The organism is Roseomonas gilardii subsp. gilardii (assembly GCF_023078375.1).
Classification (GTDB): domain Bacteria; phylum Pseudomonadota; class Alphaproteobacteria; order Acetobacterales; family Acetobacteraceae; genus Roseomonas; species Roseomonas gilardii.
On record NZ_CP095554.1, the window covers coordinates 2,796,911 to 2,814,673 of the forward strand.

The window sequence follows — 17,763 nt, forward strand, 5'->3', positions numbered from 1 at the left end:
CCGCTTCCCGCGAAGCGGCCGGCGGGGGCCAGGGGCCGTCCCGTCCTGCGCCCCACGAAAAGTGACAGGCGGGGCGGCCGGGACACAGTGGAACCGCGAAACCAATCCTTATGCCTTGAATCCCTTGCACGTTCGCATGTGCGAGTGTCTTCTCTCGCCTATTGAGGGGTTTTCATCGCTCGGGGGGGCGATCAACCATGCTGAAGTCGATCAAGAGACGCCTGCAGGGGGCTGTGCTGCCGGCGATCTTCCTGGCCATCTGCGCCTATTTCGCCCATCACGCGATCAGCGGCTCGCGCGGCACCGAGGCCCGGACCGTCCGCATGGCCCAGATCGAGGACGCGAAGGCCGAGTTGCGCCTGGCCGAGGCCGAGCGGGATGCGATGGAGCGCCGCGTCGCCGGGCTGCGGGCGGAGCACCTGGACCGCGACATGCTCGACGAGCGTGCCCGCGCCCTGCTGAACGTTGTCGGCAAGGACGAGATCGTGATCCCCTACGGGCCCAACGAGCGCCTGTTCTGAACCATCCGCCACCCGGCTCCGCCGTGGTTTTCCTGGCCGTGGCGGAATGCCCAAAGGGGTTGTTGTGCGGCGCACAAGATTCGCTGCGGCCTGATTCAAGTCCTCATGCCTGTCATCTAGAAGTTTAAATGTATAGATGGCCCTACCCGCCATTCTTGACTGAACAATTACGGGTAGAGAGACGAAAAATCTCCTGTTGCAACGCAGCATCAACTACTTACGACCTCTCCGGCTGCTTGGGTGCGCTTGCAGGCGCGCCGTCTCCCGCGTATCTGCCGAGTAAAGCTATCGCCGCGAATACCGGCAGATAGCCTATCAGGACAGCAGCGAGAGGGCCCCCATGATCCAGGGCGTCGAACCGACCTCCAAGCAGCGCCGCGGGAAGTCCAAGGATCCATCCGCCTTGCGTGAAGAGTTGTTGAAGGCCTATCGCGACATGGTGCTGATCCGGCGTTTCGAGGAGCGCGCGGGCCAGCTCTACGGCATGGGCCTGATCGGCGGCTTCTGCCACCTCTATATCGGCCAGGAGGCCGTGGTGGTGGGCATGCAGATGTGCCTGAAGCCGGGCGACCAGGTGATCACCTCCTATCGCGACCACGGCCACATGCTCGCCACGGGCATGGAGGCGCGCGGCGTGATGGCGGAGCTGACCGGCCGCGCCACGGGCTATTCCAAGGGCAAGGGCGGCTCGATGCACATGTTCAGCGTCGAGAAGGGCTTCTTCGGCGGCCACGGCATCGTGGGCGCGCAGGTCTCGCTCGGCGCCGGCCTCGCCTTCTCGAATTGGTATCGCCAGAACGACAATGTCAGCCTGACCTATTTCGGCGAGGGCGCGTCGAACCAGGGCCAGGTCTACGAGAGCTTCAACATGGCCGCGCTGATGAAGCTGCCGGTCGTGTTCATCATCGAGAACAACAAGTACGGCATGGGCACGAGCGTCGAGCGTTCCTCGGCCTCGAAGAACCTGTCGCTGAACGGCGCGCCCTGGGGCATCCCCGGCGAGCAGGTGGACGGCATGGACGTGCTGGCGGTCAAGGAGGCCGGCGAGCGCGCCGTGGCCCATTGCCGCGAGGGCAAGGGCCCGTATTTGCTGGAGATGAAGACCTACCGCTATCGCGGCCACTCCATGTCCGACCCGGCCAAGTACCGCACCCGCGACGAGGTGCAGCAGATGCGCGAGACGCACGACGCCATCGAGATGGTCCGCAAGCGCCTGCAGGAGCTCGGCGTGGACGAGGCCGAGACGAAGAAGATCGACGACGAGGTGAAGGCCATCGTCACCGATGCCGCCGAGTTCGCGCAGACCTCGCCCGAACCCGACGAATCCGAACTCTGGACTGATGTTCTGGTGGAGAGCCGCTGAGATGGGTGCCACCCTCCTGATGCCCGCCCTGTCGCCCACGATGACCGAGGGCAAGCTTGCGCGCTGGCTGAAAAAGGAAGGCGACGAGGTCAGGTCCGGCGACATCATCGCCGAGATCGAGACCGACAAGGCCACGATGGAATTCGAGGCCGTGGACGAAGGCAAGCTGACGAAGATCCTGGTGCCCGAAGGCACCGAGGGCGTCAGCGTGAATGCCCCGATCGCGGAACTGGATGGCGGCGGAGAGGGCGCGAAGCCTGCCGCCCCGGGCGCCGGCGGCAACCAGCCGACCGAGCCCGCCCCCCCGGCCGCCGCGCACACCGATGTGGCGAAGCAGGCCGAGGACCACAAGCAGGTGGCCGAGAAGGGCGCGGCCGAGCGCCCCGAGGCCGCGGCCAAGCCGGTGGCGCCGGAGAAGGACTGGGGCCCGACCAAGCCGATCACCGTGCGCGAGGCCCTGCGCGACGCCATGGCGCTGGAGATGCGGGCCGATGACCGCGTCTACCTGATGGGCGAGGAGGTCGCGCAGTACCAGGGCGCCTACAAGATCTCCCAGGGCCTGCTGGACGAGTTCGGCCCACGCCGCGTGATCGACACGCCGATCACCGAGCACGGCTTCACCGGCATCGCGGTGGGTTCGGCCATGAACGGTCTGAAGCCGATCCTGGAGTTCATGACCTTCAACTTCGCCATGCAGGCGATCGACCAGATCATCAACTCCGCCGCCAAGACCCGCTACATGTCGGGCGGCCAGATCACCTGCCCGATCGTCTTCCGTGGCCCGAACGGCGCCGCCGCCCGCGTGGCCGCGCAGCACAGCCAGGACTACGCCGCCTGGTATGCGAGCGTGCCCGGCCTGATCGTGATGGCGCCCTGGTCGGCGGCGGATGCCAAGGGCCTGCTGCGCGCCGCGATCCGCGACCCGAACCCGGTGATCTTCCTCGAGAACGAGATCCTCTACGGCCAGACCTTCGAGTGCCCGACCGCCGATGATTTCGTCCTGCCGATCGGCAAGGCGAAGATCGAGCGCGAGGGCAAGGACGTCACCATCGTCGCCTATTCGATCGAGGTCGGCCTCGCGATGCAGGCGGCGGAGCAACTGGCGGGCGAGGGGATCGAGGCGGAGGTCATCAACCTGCGCACGCTGCGCCCGCTCGACACCGAGACCATCGTCAACTCGGTGAAGAAGACCAACCGCCTCGTCATCGTGCAGGAAGGCTGGCCCTATGCCGGCATCGGTGCCGAGGTGGCGATGCGGGTGATGGAGGAGGCCTTCGACTACCTCGACGCGCCGCCGGCCCGGGTCTGCGCCGCCGATGTGCCGCTGCCCTATGCCGCGAACCTGGAGAAGCTGGCCCTGCCGCATCTCTCCCAGGTGGTGGACGCGGTGAAATCCGTGACCTACCGCAAGTAAGGGGCGCATCCGCATGGCCACCAACATCCTGATGCCCGCCCTGTCCCCGACCATGACGGAAGGGACGCTGGCGCGCTGGCTCAAGAAGGAAGGCGACACGGTCAAGTCCGGCGACATCCTCGCCGAGATCGAGACCGACAAGGCCACGATGGAGTTCGAGGCCGTCGATGAGGGCGTGCTGGGCAAGATCCTGGTGCCCGAGGGTTCCGAGGGCGTGAAGGTCAACGCGCCCATCGGCATTCTGGTCGAGGAAGGCGAGGCGGTGCCCTCAGGCGCCCCGGCCACCCACGGGGCCGCCAATGGAAAGGGCGGGGAGGGCAACACCTCCCCCTCCGGCAGCCCGGCGCTGGAAGCGGTCAAGGATGCCGGCGGCAAGGTGGCTGGTGCCGCCGGGCAGCCGGTGCCCGCGCCGCAGCCCAAGGGCCATGCCGCGCCGGCCGCCTCCTCGGGCAGCGGTTCCAATGGCCGCGTCTTCGCCTCGCCGCTCGCCCGCCGCATGGCGGAGCAGGCGGGGATCGACCTGGACGCCGTGAAGGGCTCCGGCCCCAACGGACGGATCGTGAAGGCGGATATCGAGGCGGCCCAGAAGGGTGGCGGTGCCGCGAAGCCGGCCGCGGCCCAGCCCGCCGCTGCCCCGGCCGCCGCGCCGCAGGCCGAGGCACCGAAGCCCGCGCCCAAGCCCCCGGCGATCACCGCCCCGCACAAGGCGATCCCGAACAGCACGATGCGCAAGGTCATCGCGCGCCGCCTGTCGGAATCGAAGCAGACCGTCCCGCATTTCTACGTCTCGATGGACATCCAGCTCGATGCGCTGCTGAAGCTGCGCGCCGACCTGAATGCCCGCGCGCCGAAGGATGGGCCGGGCGCCTTCAAGCTCTCGGTCAACGACCTGGTGATCAAGGCCGCGGCGGCGACGCTGCGGAAGTTCCCCAACGTCAACGCGACCTGGACCGACGAGGCGATCCTCCAGTACGACGACGTGGACATCTCGGTGGCCGTGTCGATCCCGGAGGGGCTGATCACGCCGATCGTGCGCAAGGCCGACCAGAAGGGCCTCGCCACCATCTCCAACGAGATGAAGGACCTCGCCGCCCGCGCCAAGTCGGGCAAGCTGAAGCCCGAGGAGTTCCAGGGCGGCGGCTTCTCCATCTCGAACATGGGCATGTTCGGGGTGAAGGACTTCGCGGCCATCATCAACCCGCCGCAGGCCGGCATCCTGGCGGTCTCCGCCGGGGAGCAGCGCCCGGTGGTGAAGGACGGCGCCCTGGCGGTCGCCACGGTCATGACCTGCACGCTCTCCGTCGATCACCGCGTGGTCGACGGCGCGCTGGCGGCGGAGTGGCTGGCCTCCTTCAAGAAGACGGTCGAGGACCCGCTGAGCCTGATGCTGTGACCCTCCTGCTGCGGGATGCCATCCCGGCCGATATCCCTGTGCTGCTGCGCCTCACCCGGGCGCTGGCGGAACATGAAGGGCGGCCGGAGCTGGTGACCGCGACGGAGGACGACCTGCGGCGTGCCTTCTTCGGCACGCCGCCCGCACCGGCACCCGTGGCCTGGGCGCTGGTGGCGGAACGGGACGGCCTTCCGGTCGGCTTCGCCGCCTGGAGTTTCCCCTTCCGCATGTACCGGGGCCGCACCGCGATGCAGGCCACCACCGTCTTCGTGGAGGCCGCGGCACGCGGGCAGGGGGTCGGCCGGGCCATCTTCGCCGATCTGGCGCGCCGCGCCCTGGCGGCGGGCTGCGAGAGGCTGGACTGGGGCGTGAAGGACGACAACGTGACGGCCATCGCCTTCTACGAAAGGCTCGGCGCCCAGGTGGTCACGGGCAGCCGGCGCCTGTTCCTCGACGGTGCGGGCCTGCGGAACCTCCTGGCCTGACCGTCATGACGCCCCCTCCCGATCCCCGCCGGTCGCCGCTCCACACACCTCTCTTCCAGGCCTGGGCCGCCTTCGCCCTGTGCTTCGCGGTGCTGCTGGCACTGGGCTGGGCGGCGCCGCGGCGTTCGCTGGATGTCTTCGACCAGCGCTTCTACGCCATGACGGCCTGGGACCTGGTGCATCACGGCGTCTATTCCGACGGCTTCTTCGACAAGGTGGACAGCAGCCGAGAGGTGCCGCCGCCCGGCATGTTCCTCGGCCCCGGCTATCCGCTGCTCCTCGCGGGCATGATGGAGCTCGACCCGAAGCTGCGGGAAAACGCGGCCTGCCTCGTCCGCCACTGGTCCAGCGGCGATGTGGCGCGGGCCTGCCCACCCTATCGCGGCATCACCCTGCCGGTGCAGATGGCGCTCTGTGCCGGGTCGCTGGCCTTCCTCTTCGCCGCCGCGCGGCGGCTGTCCGGCGGCACGGCCATCGCGGCCCTCGCCACCGCCATCGGCCTGGGCACGCTGGCGAGCTACGCCAAGCTCCTCACCCTGGCCATGACCGAGAGCCTGGGCCTCTTCCTCTTCGCCGGGGCGGCGCTGCTTTTCCTTCGGCTGTTCCAGGACCGTGGTCCGGCCCGCCTCCTGCCCCTGCTGGCGGGCCTGGCCCTCGGCCTGCTGGTGCTGACGCGGCCCAGCCATGTGGTGCTGGTCCCCGTGGCGCTGCTGGCGATCGCCGTCTTCGCCTGGCGCGGACGGCTGCCCTGGTCGGCGCTACCGCTCGGGTTTCTCGGCGTGGCGCTGGCCCTGCTGCCCTGGATGATCCGCAACGAGCTCGTGCTCGGCCGCTTCGCCCTGAGCGCCGGCTACGGCCCGGCGGTGCTGGTGGAGCGCCTGTCCTATGACGACATGACGCCGCGCCAGCTCCTGGCCTCCTTCTTCTACTGGCTGCCGGATTTCGGCGACAACCTCGCCGCCGCGCTGTTCGGCCAGGACACGGTCTGGCAGCTCGACTGGGACCGGCCCGGCAGCTTCTACGACCTCGGCCAACAGCATCGCGAGGCCGCCCTGGCCCTGCCCGGCGGCATCGACGCGCATCTCGCCGAGATCGTGCGGGAGGGAATCCTGGTCCACCCGGTCTGGCACACGCTGACCACCCTGTCCCTGGCCTGGAGGGGCCTCTGGATCGGCCGCTACTGGGGGATCGGCATGGTCCTCCTGGCGCCCTTCGGCCTCGCTGCCGCGCGCCGGGCCGGGCGGCTCGGCCCCCTCCTGCTCTACGCGTCGCCCGCCTGGATCATGCTCCTCGTCCATGCCGGCGCCTCGGTGAACCAGGAACGCTACAACCTCGCCCTGATGCTCGGCGGCGCCATCGCCGCGGCCTGGGAATCCTCTCACTCGCGGCCCGGCGGATACCGGGGCTGCGCCGCCTGCCGGGTCTGGCGGCGGGCTGATCACACGGAAGGACAAGAACCGATGGCCGAGCAGTTCGACCTGGTGGTGGTGGGCGGTGGCCCCGGCGGCTATGTCGCGGCGATCCGCGCGTCGCAGCTGAAGATGAAGACCGCGCTGGTGGAGCGCGAGAACCTCGGCGGGATCTGCCTGAACTGGGGCTGCATCCCGACCAAGGCCCTGCTGCGCGCCAGCGAGATCAACCACCTCCTGCACACGCTGGATGCCTATGGCTTCGCCGCCGACAATGTCCGCTTCGACTTCCAGAAGGTGGTGAAGCGGTCCCGCGCGGTCGCCTCGCAGCTCTCGGGCGGCGTGAAGCACCTGCTGAAGAAGAACAAGGTCACGGTCTTCGACGGCCATGCCAGGCTGGCCGGGCCGGGCAGGCTCTCGGTCGCCAAGGACGGCAAGCCGGTCGCCGAGATCCAGGCGAAGCACATCGTGCTCGCCACCGGCGCCCGCGCCCGCGTCCTTCCCGGCATCGAGCCGGACGGCAAGCTGATCTGGTCCTACCGCGAGGCCCTGGTGCCGCAGGAAATGCCCAAGTCCCTGGTGGTGATCGGCTCCGGCGCCATCGGCTCGGAATTCGCCTCCTTCTACCTGAACATGGGCGCCAAGGTGACGCTGATCGAGGCGCTGGACCGCATCCTGCCGGTCGAGGATGCCGAGGTCAGCGCCTTCGTGCAGAAGGCCTTCCAGAAGCAGGGCATGACCGTCATGGCCGGCGCCAAGGTGCAGGGCGTGAAGAAAGGCGCCGACAGCGTCACGGTCACGGTGGAGGCCGGCGGCAAGATCCAGGAGATCACCGCCGACCGGCTGATCTCGGCGGTCGGCATCGTCGGCAATGTCGAGGATCTCGGCCTGGAAGGGACCAAGGTGAAGGTGGAGCGGACCCATGTGGTCACCACCGGTTTCGGCGAGACCGGGGAGCCCGGTGTCTACGCCATCGGCGACCTGACCGGCGCCCCCTGGCTGGCGCACAAGGCGAGCCACGAGGCCATCGCCTGCATCGAGGCCATCGCCGGCGGCCACCCTCACAAGATGGACACCAGCAACATCCCGGGCTGCACCTATTGCCGCCCGCAGGTCGCCTCGGTGGGGCTGACCGAGGCCAAGGCCAGGGAAGCCGGGCACGAGGTGCGCGTCGGGCGCTTCCCCTTCATCGGCAACGGCAAGGCGATCGCGCTGGGCGAGCCCGAGGGCTTCGTGAAGACCGTCTTCGACAGCAAGACCGGGGAGCTGCTGGGCGCCCATATGGTCGGCCCCGAGGTGACCGAGATGATCCAGGGCTATGTCATCGCCAAGACCATGGAGACCACCGAGCAGGAGCTCATGGACACGGTCTTCCCCCACCCCACGGTCTCGGAAGCCATGCATGAGTCGGTGCTTGATGCCTATGGCCGCGTGATCCACATCTAGGGGCGTCATGGCCAACCGTATCCTGGTGGATCACCGCGCCGGCGGCGTGGTGCAGCAGAATGGCGAGGCGGCGGGTGCCGCCATCGCCCCCACCCCGAACGAGGAGGTGCGCGCCGCGCTGGCGGCGCGCAAACCCTCGCCTGTCGCCCCCTCCCTGGCGGCCCTGCGCCATCCGGAGAAGGCGCACCGGCCGGACAACCCGATCAAGCGGAAGCCGGAATGGATCAGGGTGAAGGCCCCGACCCATCCGGTCTATCACGAGACGCGCGAACTGATGCGCGACAACAAGCTCGTGACGGTCTGCGAGGAAGCGGCCTGCCCGAATATCGGGGAATGCTGGTCCAAGCGCCACGCCACCATGATGATCATGGGGGAGATCTGCACGCGGGCCTGCTCCTTCTGCAACATCACCACGGGGATGCCGAAGCATCTGGATGCGGACGAGCCGCGCCGGGTGGCGGATGCCGTGGCCAAGCTCGGCCTACAGCACGTCGTCATCACCTCGGTGGACCGCGACGACCTGCGGGACGGCGGCGCCCGGCACTTCGCCGAGACCATCGCCGCCATCCGCCGCGCGGCCCCGGACACCACCATCGAGATCCTGACGCCCGACTTCCTGCGCAAGAACGGGGCGCTGGAGGTGGTGGTGGAGGCCAAGCCGGACGTCTTCAACCACAATCTGGAGACGGTGCCGAAGCTCTATCCGAGTATCCGGCCCGGCGCCCGCTACTTCCACTCGCTCCGCCTGCTGGACCGGGTGAAGGAGCTGGACCCGATGGTCTTCACCAAGTCCGGCATCATGGTCGGGCTGGGCGAGACGCGGGTCGAGGTGCTGCAGGTCATGGACGACATGCGCTCAGCCGAGATCGACTTCCTGACCATCGGCCAGTACCTCCAGCCCACGGTCAAGCACGCCGCCGTGGACCGCTTCGTCGAGCCGGCGGAGTTCGAGGACTATGCCGCCATGGCCCGCTCGAAGGGCTTCCTGCTGGTCTCCGCGACGCCGCTGACCCGTTCTTCCTACCATGCCGACCGCGACTTCGCGGCGCTCCGGGCGGCCCGGGAGGCCAGGCTCGGGCTGCAACCGGCCGGGCAGGGGGCGCGTTCGGCCGTCTGATGCCGACCCATGCCGAAAAGAGGCTGCTCCGGTACACGCCGGAGCAGATGTTCGATCTGGTCGCGGATGTCGGCCGGTATCCGGAATTCCTGCCCTGGTGCGTGGGCGCGCGCGTCATCTCGCGGGACGAAGGGAAGCTGATCGCCGACCTGACCATCGGCTTCAGGATGTTCCGCGAGACCTTCCGCTCCCAGGTCACGCTGGAACGGCCGGATCATGTCCAGGTCGAATATCTCAACGGTCCCTTCCGCTACCTGAACAACCACTGGCGCTTCCACCCCATGCCGCTGCCTGGCGGCGGCACCGGGTGCGAGGTCGATTTCTTCGTGGATTTCGAGTTCCGCTCCCGCCTGCTCCAGGCGGTGATCGGCACCGTCTTCGGTGAGGCGGTACGGCTGATGGTCCGGGCCTTCGAACGCCGCGCCATGGCCCTTTATGGCCGCCCCGGCGTGACCCAGCCGAGTGGCGAGCCGCAGCCGATCAGCTAGAAAGCCGCAGGAACAGCGCCTTACAGAAAGAAGCTGACCTTGTGAGGGATCGGCTCATGCGGCGGATTGATGCCGGGCATCAGGCTTATTGACTCGCCTGCGCCCGGCCTCCGGCGGCAGGCTTGCCCGCCATGGAACCCTATATCCTCTATGGCGACCGCCGCTCCGGCTCCTGCACCGCGGAAATGGCCCTGGCCGAGATCGGCGCACCCGTGGAACTGCGCCCGGTACCGCTGGAAGGCGACCATCAGCTTTCCGATGAATACCGCAAAATCAATCCAATGGGCCGCATTCCTGCCATGATTCTTCCGGATGGAACGGTGCTCACGGAGAGCCTCGCCATCCTCCTGACCCTATCGGACCGGCATCCCGAGGCAGCCCTCCTGCCGCCGCCCGGCGATCCGGAACGGGCCTGGGCCCTGCGCTGGATGGCGCTCGCCGCCGGGGAATTCTATCCGCATGTGACCCGGGCCGATTACCCGGAACGTTTCAGCGCCGACCCGTCCCACGCCCCCGCCATCCGTGAGCGGGCGCGCGAGATGGGGCGGGAGATCTGGCTTCTGGTGGAGCGGGAGGCGAGGCCGGACCCCTTCATCCTGGGGCCGCGCTTCTCGGCGGCGGATATCTACCTCTCCGTCCTGACCCGCTGGATGGGCGGGGAGGACTGGGTACCGGCCCATTGCCCCGGGCTGGAGGCCCTGACCCGTGCCGTGGCGGCCCGCCCGGCGGCGGGGTCCGTCTGGCGGAAGCACTTCCAGCCGGGCTGAGCCGTCACCCCATCAGGGCAGCCACGCCCACCGCCACCAGCACGTTCAGCAGCCCCGCCAGCACCATCACCGTGCTGGCCACCGAACCGTCCTGCGCCGAAAGCTGATAGGCCCGCCCGACCCCGGCGCCATGCGCGCCCATGCCCAGCATGGCGCCGCGCGCGAAGCCGCTGCGCAGGCGCAGCAGGCGGATCAGCACCGGCCCCACCGTGGCGCCGAAGATGCCGGTGATGGCCACGAAGCTGGCGGTGATGCCCGGGACGCCGCCGATCTCCTGCGAGGCGATCATGGCGAAGGGCGTGGTCACGGAGCGGGGGAAGAGGCTCAGCTCCATGACCGGGGAGAAGTGCAGCAGATGCGCCAGCGCGGCGGAGACGGCCACGGACAGCAGGCTGCCCGCCAGGACCCCGGCCATCAGCACGGGCCAGTAGCGCCGGATCAGCGCACGCTGGTCATAGATCGGCAGGGCGAAGGAAATGGTCGCCGGCCCCAGCAGCGCCCCCAGCCAGGCCGTGCCGCCGAGATAGGTCCGGTAATCCGAATGGGCCAGCGGGATCAGCACCAGCAGGGAAGCCCAGGTGACCAGCAGGGGAGCGCTCCACCACGCCATGAAGCGGCGGTGCAGGGCGCGGCTGCCCGCATAGATCGCCAGCGTCGCCAGCAGCCAGGCCAGGGCGGCGAGGGGATGCTCAGGCCACATGCTGCCCATCCTGAAGCGCGTCCTCACGCGCCTCCGCCCGCTCCATGAAGCGGATGCAGAACTCCACCACCAGACCCGTCCCGGCCATCACGACCAGCGTGCCGGCCACCACGGAGAGCAGCACCAGGAGGCCGTCGAGGCTGAGGAACTCGGCATGGTCCAGCAGGGCCAGCATGGGCGGCACGAAGAAGAGCATCAGGTGGTCCTGCAGCACCAGCGCGCCGCGGCGCAGGCTCTCCGGCTGCATCCGGCGGGAGGCGAGGAGAATCAGGACCACCCCCAGGCCCAGGATGGTGCCGGGCAGCCCGATCCCCGTCCGCTGGACGAACTGGCCGCAAAGCCAGGACACGAGGACGAAGAAGCCGAGCTGGAGCCACCAGCGCTTCTGGAACTCGTGTCGGAAAGGGCCTGCGAGATTGGCGGGAATGCTCATGATGGGGTCCGGGGCGGGGTCCATGGTCCGGAAAAGAAATCCGGACGTCAGAACCCCAGAATAGGGAGCGCCGCAGCATACCCAAAATGAATTGCTGGAATTCTGTCCATTCCGATGCAGAATAAGATATGGACCTGCGCACCCTCCGGGCCTTTGTCGAGGTCGTGCGGCGCAACGGCTTCTCCGCCGCCAGCCGCGAGATCTTCGCGAGCCAGCCCACCGTCAGCAAGGCCGTCCGCCAGTTGGAGGACGAACTCGGCCTCGGCCTGTTGCACCGCCTGCCCCACGGGGTGCGGCCCACGGAGGCCGGGGAGGTCGTGCTGCGCCATGCCCAGGCCATGCTGGCCAGCCGCGAGACCATGCTGGCCGAGCTGGACGCGCTGCGTGGCCTGACGCGTGGCCATCTGCGCCTGGGGCTGACCCCCTTCGGCAGCGCCGCGCTCTTCGCGCCGCTGGTGGGGCGCTTCCGGGCCGCCCATCCGGACATCACCATCGCCCTGCTGGAACAGGGCTCGCTCACCCTGTCGGAAGCCGTGCTGGGTGGGGAGATCGAGATGGCCATGGCCATCCTGCCGATCGCGGCCGGGCTGGAATGGCAGCCCGTCTGGGACGATCCACTGGTCGCCCTGCTGCCGGAAGGCGATCCGCTCGCCGGGCGGGCGGCGATCCGGCTGGAGGAACTGCGCGACCGGCCGCTGATCCTCTTCGAGACCGGCTTCGCGCTGAACGAGGTGATCCAGCGCGCCTGCGCCGCCCGCGGCTTCACCCCGCGCGAGGCGGCGCGCAGCGGGCAGAGCGACTTCATCACCGCCCTGGTGGCCTCCGGCCTGGGCGTGGCACTGCTGCCGCGCCTGATGGTCGCCCCGCGCGCCCCGCTCTCCATGCCCGTGGCACTGGTCGAGGAGCCCGATTTGCGCTGGCAGTGCGGGCTGATCTGGCGGCAGGACGGCGCGCTTTCTCCGGCCGCCAGGGCCTGGCTGGAAATGGTGCGGGCGGCCCTGCCGCTGCGCCGCTGATCCGGCGGGCGAGGGGATGACGCGATGCGACATCCCTGCCAACGTCCGCGCCGAAGCAGTGTCAGGAGTCCGCGCGCATGGTCCATGCCCCGCCCCGCCCGCCCGCCGGTGCGCCCCCCGTCCGGATCAACCTCTATTCCGACACCCAGACCCGGCCCACCCCGGCGATGCTGGAGGCCATGACCCGGGCCGAGGTGGGGGACGACCAGTCCGGCAACGACCCGACCATCAACGCGCTCTGCGACCGCATGGCCTCGCTGCTGGGCAAGGAGGCCGCGGTCTTCCTGCCCTCCGGCACCATGTGCAACGTCATCGCCACGCTGGTGCACACGCGGCCGGGCGACGAGATCCTGGCGCATGAGACGGCGCATATCATCAACAGCGAGGGCGGCGCCCATGCCGCGCTGGGCGGGGTGCAGATCACCGGCCTCAAGGGCCCGCGCGGCATGTTCGACGCCGAGGCCGTCCGCGCCGCGATCCGCCCGCGCAACCGCAACGCCCCGCCGCAGACGATGCTGGAGGTCGAGCAGACCTCGAACCATGGCGGCGGCGCGATCTGGCCGAAGGCGCAGCTCGACGCCGTGGCGGCGGTGGCGCATGAGCAGGGCTGGGCCACGCATATGGACGGCGCCCGGCTGCTGAACGCCTGCGTCGCCTCCGGCATCCCCGCCGCCGAGATGTGCGCCGGCTTCGACACGGCCTGGCTCGACTTCACCAAGGGCCTCGGCGCCCCGCTCGGCGCGGTGCTCTGCGGTTCGGAGGAGTTCATCGGCCATGCCTGGCGCTGGAAGCAGCGGCTGGGCGGGGCGATGCGCCAGGGCGGCGTCTGCGCCGCGGCCTGCCTCTATTCCCTCGACCACCATGTGGACCGTCTGGCGGAGGACCACATGAATGCCAGCGCCCTGGCGCGGGGCCTCCGGCAGGTCCCGGGCATCGAGGTCACCAACCCGGACACCAACCTGGTCTACTTCGACCCGCGCGGCGCCGGCTTCTCCCCCGCCGACCTGCAGACGGAGCTGCGCCGCCAGGGCATCCTGGTCAGCGCCCTGGCCGGCAAGATCCGCGCCTGCACGCATCTCGACGTGTCCTCGGGCATGATCGAGGAAACCCTGGCCGCCATCCGCGGCATCGTCGCCGGCCGCTGAACGGCGCAGCCGGGGGGGGAGCAGTCCCTCCCGGCCCGGCCTCAGGCGGCGGCTTCGTCCAGCAGGCGGAGCGCCTCGGCCACGGTCGCGGCCCGGACGGCGCCGCGGTCGCCGGGGAAGACATGGCGCAGCGCGCGCACCGGCCGGCCCCGCCGGGCGAGGCCGAACCAGACCGTTCCCACCGGCTTGCCCGGCACGGCGCCGCCGGGGCCGGCGATGCCCGTCACCGACACGGCGAGGTCGGCGCCCGAACGCTCCAGCGCCCCTTCCGCCATGGCGCGGGCGGTCTCCTCGCTGACCGCGCCGGCGGCGGCGATCACCGGTGCCGGCACGCCCAGCATCGCCGTCTTGGCCTCGTTGGAATAAGTCACGAACCCCGCCAGCACCGTGGCGGAGGAGCCGGGGATGGCCGTCAGCGCGGCGGCGATCAGCCCGCCGGTGCAGCTTTCCGCCGTGGCCAGGGTCAGCCCCCGGGACTGGAGCCGTTCCAGCAGGCGTCCGGCCTGCGCCAGGGTTTCCTCGGGCAGCATCACAGGACACTCCGCGCGATCGCCAGCACGGCGGCGGCGAGCGCCCCGGCCAGCACGTCGTCCAGCATCACCCAGACCGGCCCGTCGCGCCGGTCGGCCCAGCGGACCGGCGGCGGCTTCAGGATGTCGAAGAAGCGGAACAGGAGGAAGGCGGCCAGGACCCAGGGGAGCCCGGCCTGTGGCGCCAGGGCGGCCAGGGCAAAGCTCTGCCCGGCGGCCTCGTCCACCACCACCCAGGGCGGGTCGCTCTGCGCCCGGGGCAGGCGGCTGACGGCCAGCACCCCGGCCAGGGTGAAAAGCACCGCCGCCAGCATGCAGGGTCCGGGGCCGAGCCAGGCGAGGGGCAGGACCAGGGCCGAGCCCCAGGTGCCGGGCGCCGGCCGCAGCCATCCCACGCCGCCCATCGAGGCGACGAGCACCGCGAGGCGGGGAGCGGCCCGCAGCGGCGCGGTCACGGGTGCAGACAGGGGGTGGACCGGGGGACGGTCACGCCAGCCGGTCCAGGAAGGCGTCCAGGCGCGGGACGATCTCCGGCTCCTCCAGGAGTGGGGCATGGCCGGAATGCGGATGGACCACGAGTTCCAGGTCCGGCTTCTCCCGCCGCATGCGGTTCACCGTGTCGGCCGAGAGGAGCTCGCTCCGCTCGCCCCAGACCAGCATGGCCGGCACGTTGCCCAGGCCGGAGAAAAGCGGGCCGAAATCCGTCACCGGCGCCTTGGCCTCCATGGCCTGCGCGATGCGGAGATCCCATCGCGGATGCAACCGGCCATCGGGGCCGCGCTGATAGGTGCGCGCGGCGAGGCGCAGCCAGCCGGCCTCGTCCGCCACGGTGAGCTGCGGCAGCACCTTGCGGAGATACTGGGCCGCCTCGGCCTCGGTGGCGAAGGCCGGGTCCAGCCCCAGGAAGTCCCGCACCCGGCCCAGGCCGCCGCTCTCGACGCGCGGCCCGATGTCGTTCAGCACCACCCCACGCAGCATGGCGGGCCGCTGGAGGGCCAGGAACATGGAAAGCAGCCCGCCGAAGGAGGTGCCCACGGTGACCACCCGGGGCATGCCGAGCGGCGCAGACATCCAGGATGTCGGCCAGGGCCTCGCGCGGGTCGTAGCGCCCGATCTCCTCGGCACGGTCGCTTTCCCCATGGCCGATATAGTCGAGCGCCACCACGCGGCGCTGCCCCGCATGGCGCTCCGCCAGGGGGCCGAAGTCCAGCGCGTTCCGCCCGATCCCCGGCAGGCAGAGCAGCGGGGTGCGCGAGGCATCGCCCGCCCAGTCCAGCGCCGCCAGGGTGAATCCGTCGCGGCTGCGTATCCGGCGCTCCCGGGGGGCTTGCTCCGGCATGCTCAGGGGGCCAGCCAGCGGGCCAGGGGATGCGGCTGCTCACCCTCGCCGCCCAGGGCACGGTAGACGACCATGTTCTCGATCACGCGCTGCACGTAGTTCCTGGTTTCGGAGAAGGGGATCAGCTCCACCCAGTCGATCATGTCCACGCCGGTGGCCGCGCTGGGCGTGCCCGGCTCGCCATAGGTGGCCAGCCATTCCGCGACCCGGCGCGGCCCCGCAGGCCGCCGCCGCCAGGGCCGGGTTGTTGCCGAAGCGGGAGAGCTGGTCGCCCAGATAGATCGAGCCGAGCTTCATGTTGTGCGCCGGATCGCTGGTCAGCCAGCCGAACTGGTGCGGGATGCCGTTCTTGCGGGCCACCTCGGCCGCCGTGGTGGGCAGGAGCTGCATCAGCCCCCGGGCATTGGAGGGCGAGACCGCCTGCGGGTCGAAATTGCTCTCCTGCCGCGAGATGGCGCGGACCAGGGCCGGCTCCAGCCCGTCCGGCGTGGGGTAGGGGGTGGGCCAGCCCTCGGGCACCAGGGCCACGCCGTCGATGCCGGAGCGGCGGGAAACCCAGACCGCCTGGTCGGGGCGGCCGGTGCTGTTCGCCAGCCGCGCCACCAGCAGCCGCGTCCCCGCATCCGGTGACAGTTCCTCCAGCCGCAGCAGGAAGGGCAGCGCCCGCCTTTGCAGGCCGAGATCGGCCAGGGTGAGCACCGCCCGGGGAAGCTCCCGCTCCACGAAGAGCGCGGTCTGGCCGGGCGGCGGCGGCGCGGTGCCCGCGGCGCGGATGCGCTCCGCCAGCCGGGCGGGACTCTCATTCAGGGTGAAGGAGGCGAGCTGTCCGTAATAGGAGGTCGGCAGGCTGGCGGCGGCATTCCAGGCGGCCCTGGCCCCCGCCGCATCGCCCTGGGCGGCCAGGGCGCGGCCCTGCCAGTAGGCGGCGCGGGAGCGTGTGATGATGCTGGTGCTGTCCTCGGCCACCCGGCTGAAGTGGAGATGGGCGGTGGCGGGCTCGTTCAGGCGCCGCAGGGCGATCCAGCCGGCCAGGAACTCCGCCTCGCCACGCGCGGCACCCGGCCCGGGCTGCCCGTTCTCGGCCGCGACAGCATAGGCGGCGCGCGGCTCGTTCAGCCGGATCAGCTTGCGGGCGAGGACCTCGCGCTCCGCCCAGACCGCCCTGGCGGCTTCGGGGGGCAGGTTCCGTTGCAGCCGCGCGGCGCTTTCCCAGACGGTGGCGGCCTCGGCATCCCGGTCCCGCCGCCGCAGCCAGCGGGCCTGTTCCAGCAGCAGCCCCAGATCGGGCGTGCTCACCGCCGGCAGCAGCGCCTCGGCATCCGGCCGGTCCCCGGCCAGGGCCAGCCGGGCCGAGGCGGAAGGGCGGCGCGCCGGGTCGAGATAGGGCATCACCCGCGCCGCCGCGCCGGGTTCGCGGGCATAGGCCAGCCGGTCGAAGCGCTGCCAATGGTCCTCCGGCGTCAGCACCGAGGCGTTGCGGGCCAGGAAGCCGGGCTCCGCGACGGCATCGCCCGGCGCCTGGACCCAGGCGGCGCGCAGCACCGGCGTGACCTCGCCCAGCCGTCCGGCGCGGTTCAGCGCATCGGCATAGCGCTGCGCGCCATCCAGGCTGCGCGGCGGGCGCTGCGCGAAGAAGCGCAGCGCCAGCGCATCGTCGGGGCTGGCGAGCAGCGCCTCCTCGGCGCGCTTCGCGATCAGGCCGGGCAGGGGCCAGTCCGGATTCGCCTCGATCCAGGCGACCAGCTCCTCCGCCGTGGCCTGGTCCTTGGCCTGAAGGCGAATCCAGGTGACCAGCTTGCGCACCATCGGATCGGCGGTGAGGGCGAGGCCCTGGGCCTCCACCATCCGGCCGGAATCCGCCATGGCCAGGGCCACGCGCCCGGCATTGCGCTGATCCTCCGGCGACCAGGGCTGCGCGGGAATGGATTGCGGGAAGGCGACGGTGGCGAGCAGCAGGGCGAGGGCGGCGCGGCGCATGACACCGCCTTTACCCGAGCGCGGCCGCTTTGTCCCGCGGCGGGTTGTATCCGGCGCCGCTCGTTTCACGCCTGTTCCGTCCCGTCCGCGCCATCCGCCCCCTTCGCCAGCCACCCGGGCGGGCTTTGGCGCGGAAGCCGGCCCGCGCCGCCTTGTTCCGGGCCCGCCGGGCGCCTAGTTTCGGCACCTTCCCCATGCCAGCCGGCAGGGGGCGCGTTCT

The 17,763-nt window shown here is 70.5% G+C and carries 17 protein-coding genes; 11 read left to right on the forward strand and 6 right to left on the reverse strand.

Going from position 1 to position 17,763, the window contains the following annotated elements:
• Positions 1-197: 197 nt before the first annotated feature.
• From MVG78_RS12705 to MVG78_RS12745, 9 genes are all read left to right on the forward strand, one after another.
• A complete protein-coding gene (locus MVG78_RS12705; protein WP_247551986.1) occupies positions 198-521 on the forward strand; it encodes an FtsB family cell division protein in 324 nt (107 codons plus the stop codon).
• Positions 522-957: 436 nt separating this feature from the next.
• Entirely contained in the window at positions 958-1,884 is a 927-nt protein-coding gene (gene pdhA / locus MVG78_RS12710; RefSeq protein WP_428480811.1) for a pyruvate dehydrogenase (acetyl-transferring) E1 component subunit alpha, read from the forward strand.
• 1 nt (position 1,885) lies between these two features.
• On the forward strand, positions 1,886-3,298 hold the full coding sequence (locus MVG78_RS12715; protein ID WP_247551990.1) for a pyruvate dehydrogenase complex E1 component subunit beta: 1,413 nt from the start codon (positions 1,886-1,888) through the stop codon (positions 3,296-3,298).
• A gap of 13 nt (positions 3,299-3,311) precedes the next feature.
• Positions 3,312-4,691 (forward strand): pyruvate dehydrogenase complex dihydrolipoamide acetyltransferase, encoded by a 1,380-nt coding sequence (locus MVG78_RS12720; protein WP_247551992.1) that lies wholly within the window; start codon positions 3,312-3,314, stop codon positions 4,689-4,691.
• Positions 4,688-5,176, forward strand: a complete 489-nt coding sequence (locus tag MVG78_RS12725; protein WP_247551994.1) for a GNAT family N-acetyltransferase — start codon at positions 4,688-4,690, stop codon at positions 5,174-5,176. The genes MVG78_RS12720 and MVG78_RS12725 overlap by 4 nt, the downstream gene beginning before the upstream one ends.
• 1,460 nt (positions 5,177-6,636) lie before the next feature.
• The gene (lpdA, locus tag MVG78_RS12730) at positions 6,637-8,031 is read left to right on the forward strand and encodes a dihydrolipoyl dehydrogenase (protein ID WP_247560428.1); all 1,395 of its coding nucleotides are present in this window, start codon (positions 6,637-6,639) and stop codon (positions 8,029-8,031) included.
• A gap of 7 nt (positions 8,032-8,038) precedes the next feature.
• Entirely contained in the window at positions 8,039-9,148 is a 1,110-nt protein-coding gene (gene lipA / locus MVG78_RS12735; RefSeq protein WP_247551995.1) for a lipoyl synthase, read from the forward strand.
• Complete coding sequence (locus MVG78_RS12740) at positions 9,148-9,636, forward strand: type II toxin-antitoxin system RatA family toxin (RefSeq protein ID WP_247551997.1); 489 nt, start codon at positions 9,148-9,150, stop codon at positions 9,634-9,636. Before lipA ends, MVG78_RS12740 begins: the two co-directional genes overlap by 1 nt.
• Before the next feature lie 131 nt (positions 9,637-9,767).
• Positions 9,768-10,403: a glutathione S-transferase family protein gene (locus MVG78_RS12745; protein WP_247551998.1), complete on the forward strand. Its 636-nt coding sequence runs from the start codon at positions 9,768-9,770 to the stop codon at positions 10,401-10,403.
• A 4-nt stretch (positions 10,404-10,407) separates the two neighbouring features.
• On the opposite strand, the gene MVG78_RS12750 is transcribed toward MVG78_RS12745, so the two are convergent.
• Positions 10,408-11,103: an LrgB family protein gene (locus MVG78_RS12750; RefSeq protein WP_247552000.1), complete on the reverse strand. Its 696-nt coding sequence runs from the start codon at positions 11,101-11,103 to the stop codon at positions 10,408-10,410.
• Complete coding sequence (locus tag MVG78_RS12755; protein ID WP_247552002.1) at positions 11,093-11,536, reverse strand: CidA/LrgA family protein; 444 nt, start codon at positions 11,534-11,536, stop codon at positions 11,093-11,095. Before MVG78_RS12755 ends, MVG78_RS12750 begins: the two co-directional genes overlap by 11 nt.
• Before the next feature lie 128 nt (positions 11,537-11,664).
• Between MVG78_RS12755 and MVG78_RS12760 the strand changes: the two genes are divergently transcribed.
• Together MVG78_RS12760 and MVG78_RS12765 are read left to right on the forward strand one after the other, a co-directional pair.
• Positions 11,665-12,552 (forward strand): LysR family transcriptional regulator, encoded by an 888-nt coding sequence (locus MVG78_RS12760; RefSeq protein WP_247552004.1) that lies wholly within the window; start codon positions 11,665-11,667, stop codon positions 12,550-12,552.
• Positions 12,553-12,629: 77 nt separating this feature from the next.
• The gene (locus MVG78_RS12765; RefSeq protein ID WP_247552005.1) at positions 12,630-13,697 is read left to right on the forward strand and encodes a threonine aldolase family protein; all 1,068 of its coding nucleotides are present in this window, start codon (positions 12,630-12,632) and stop codon (positions 13,695-13,697) included.
• A 41-nt stretch (positions 13,698-13,738) separates the two neighbouring features.
• Here MVG78_RS12765 and MVG78_RS12770 read toward each other — a convergent pair whose 3' ends face one another.
• From MVG78_RS12770 to MVG78_RS12785, 4 genes are all read right to left on the reverse strand, one after another.
• Positions 13,739-14,227, reverse strand: coding sequence for a CinA family protein (locus MVG78_RS12770; protein ID WP_247552007.1), 489 nt, complete (start codon positions 14,225-14,227; stop codon positions 13,739-13,741).
• Positions 14,227-14,682 carry a phosphatidylglycerophosphatase A family protein gene (locus MVG78_RS12775; RefSeq protein ID WP_345892828.1) on the reverse strand — a complete coding sequence of 152 codons (456 nt, stop codon included), beginning with the start codon at positions 14,680-14,682 and terminating at the stop codon, positions 14,227-14,229. The genes MVG78_RS12770 and MVG78_RS12775 overlap by 1 nt, the downstream gene beginning before the upstream one ends.
• A gap of 31 nt (positions 14,683-14,713) precedes the next feature.
• Positions 14,714-15,298, reverse strand: a complete 585-nt coding sequence (locus tag MVG78_RS12780) for an alpha/beta fold hydrolase (RefSeq protein ID WP_247552010.1) — start codon at positions 15,296-15,298, stop codon at positions 14,714-14,716.
• A gap of 307 nt (positions 15,299-15,605) precedes the next feature.
• Positions 15,606-17,543 (reverse strand): lytic transglycosylase domain-containing protein, encoded by a 1,938-nt coding sequence (locus MVG78_RS12785; RefSeq protein WP_247552012.1) that lies wholly within the window; start codon positions 17,541-17,543, stop codon positions 15,606-15,608.
• Between the last annotated feature and the right edge of the window lie 220 nt (positions 17,544-17,763).

What these genes read in the sequence shown, in the direction of transcription:
- MVG78_RS12705 (WP_247551986.1), top strand. Translation starts at nt 198, where the DNA reads ATGCTGAAGTCGATCAAGAGACGCCTGCAGGGGGCTGTGCTGCCGGCG.
- pdhA (WP_428480811.1), top strand. Translation starts at nt 958, where the DNA reads ATGGTGCTGATCCGGCGTTTCGAGGAGCGCGCGGGCCAGCTCTACGGC.
- MVG78_RS12715 (WP_247551990.1), top strand. Translation starts at nt 1,886, where the DNA reads ATGGGTGCCACCCTCCTGATGCCCGCCCTGTCGCCCACGATGACCGAG.
- MVG78_RS12720 (WP_247551992.1), top strand. Translation starts at nt 3,312, where the DNA reads ATGGCCACCAACATCCTGATGCCCGCCCTGTCCCCGACCATGACGGAA.
- lpdA (WP_247560428.1), top strand. Translation starts at nt 6,637, where the DNA reads ATGGCCGAGCAGTTCGACCTGGTGGTGGTGGGCGGTGGCCCCGGCGGC.
- lipA (WP_247551995.1), top strand. Translation starts at nt 8,039, where the DNA reads ATGGCCAACCGTATCCTGGTGGATCACCGCGCCGGCGGCGTGGTGCAG.
- MVG78_RS12740 (WP_247551997.1), top strand. Translation starts at nt 9,148, where the DNA reads ATGCCGACCCATGCCGAAAAGAGGCTGCTCCGGTACACGCCGGAGCAG.
- MVG78_RS12745 (WP_247551998.1), top strand. Translation starts at nt 9,768, where the DNA reads ATGGAACCCTATATCCTCTATGGCGACCGCCGCTCCGGCTCCTGCACC.
- MVG78_RS12750 (WP_247552000.1), bottom strand. Translation starts at nt 11,103, where the DNA reads ATGTGGCCTGAGCATCCCCTCGCCGCCCTGGCCTGGCTGCTGGCGACG.
- MVG78_RS12755 (WP_247552002.1), bottom strand. Translation starts at nt 11,536, where the DNA reads ATGAGCATTCCCGCCAATCTCGCAGGCCCTTTCCGACACGAGTTCCAG.
- MVG78_RS12760 (WP_247552004.1), top strand. Translation starts at nt 11,665, where the DNA reads ATGGACCTGCGCACCCTCCGGGCCTTTGTCGAGGTCGTGCGGCGCAAC.
- MVG78_RS12765 (WP_247552005.1), top strand. Translation starts at nt 12,630, where the DNA reads ATGGTCCATGCCCCGCCCCGCCCGCCCGCCGGTGCGCCCCCCGTCCGG.
- MVG78_RS12770 (WP_247552007.1), bottom strand. Translation starts at nt 14,227, where the DNA reads ATGCTGCCCGAGGAAACCCTGGCGCAGGCCGGACGCCTGCTGGAACGG.
- MVG78_RS12780 (WP_247552010.1), bottom strand. Translation starts at nt 15,298, where the DNA reads ATGTCTGCGCCGCTCGGCATGCCCCGGGTGGTCACCGTGGGCACCTCC.
- MVG78_RS12785 (WP_247552012.1), bottom strand. Translation starts at nt 17,543, where the DNA reads ATGCGCCGCGCCGCCCTCGCCCTGCTGCTCGCCACCGTCGCCTTCCCG.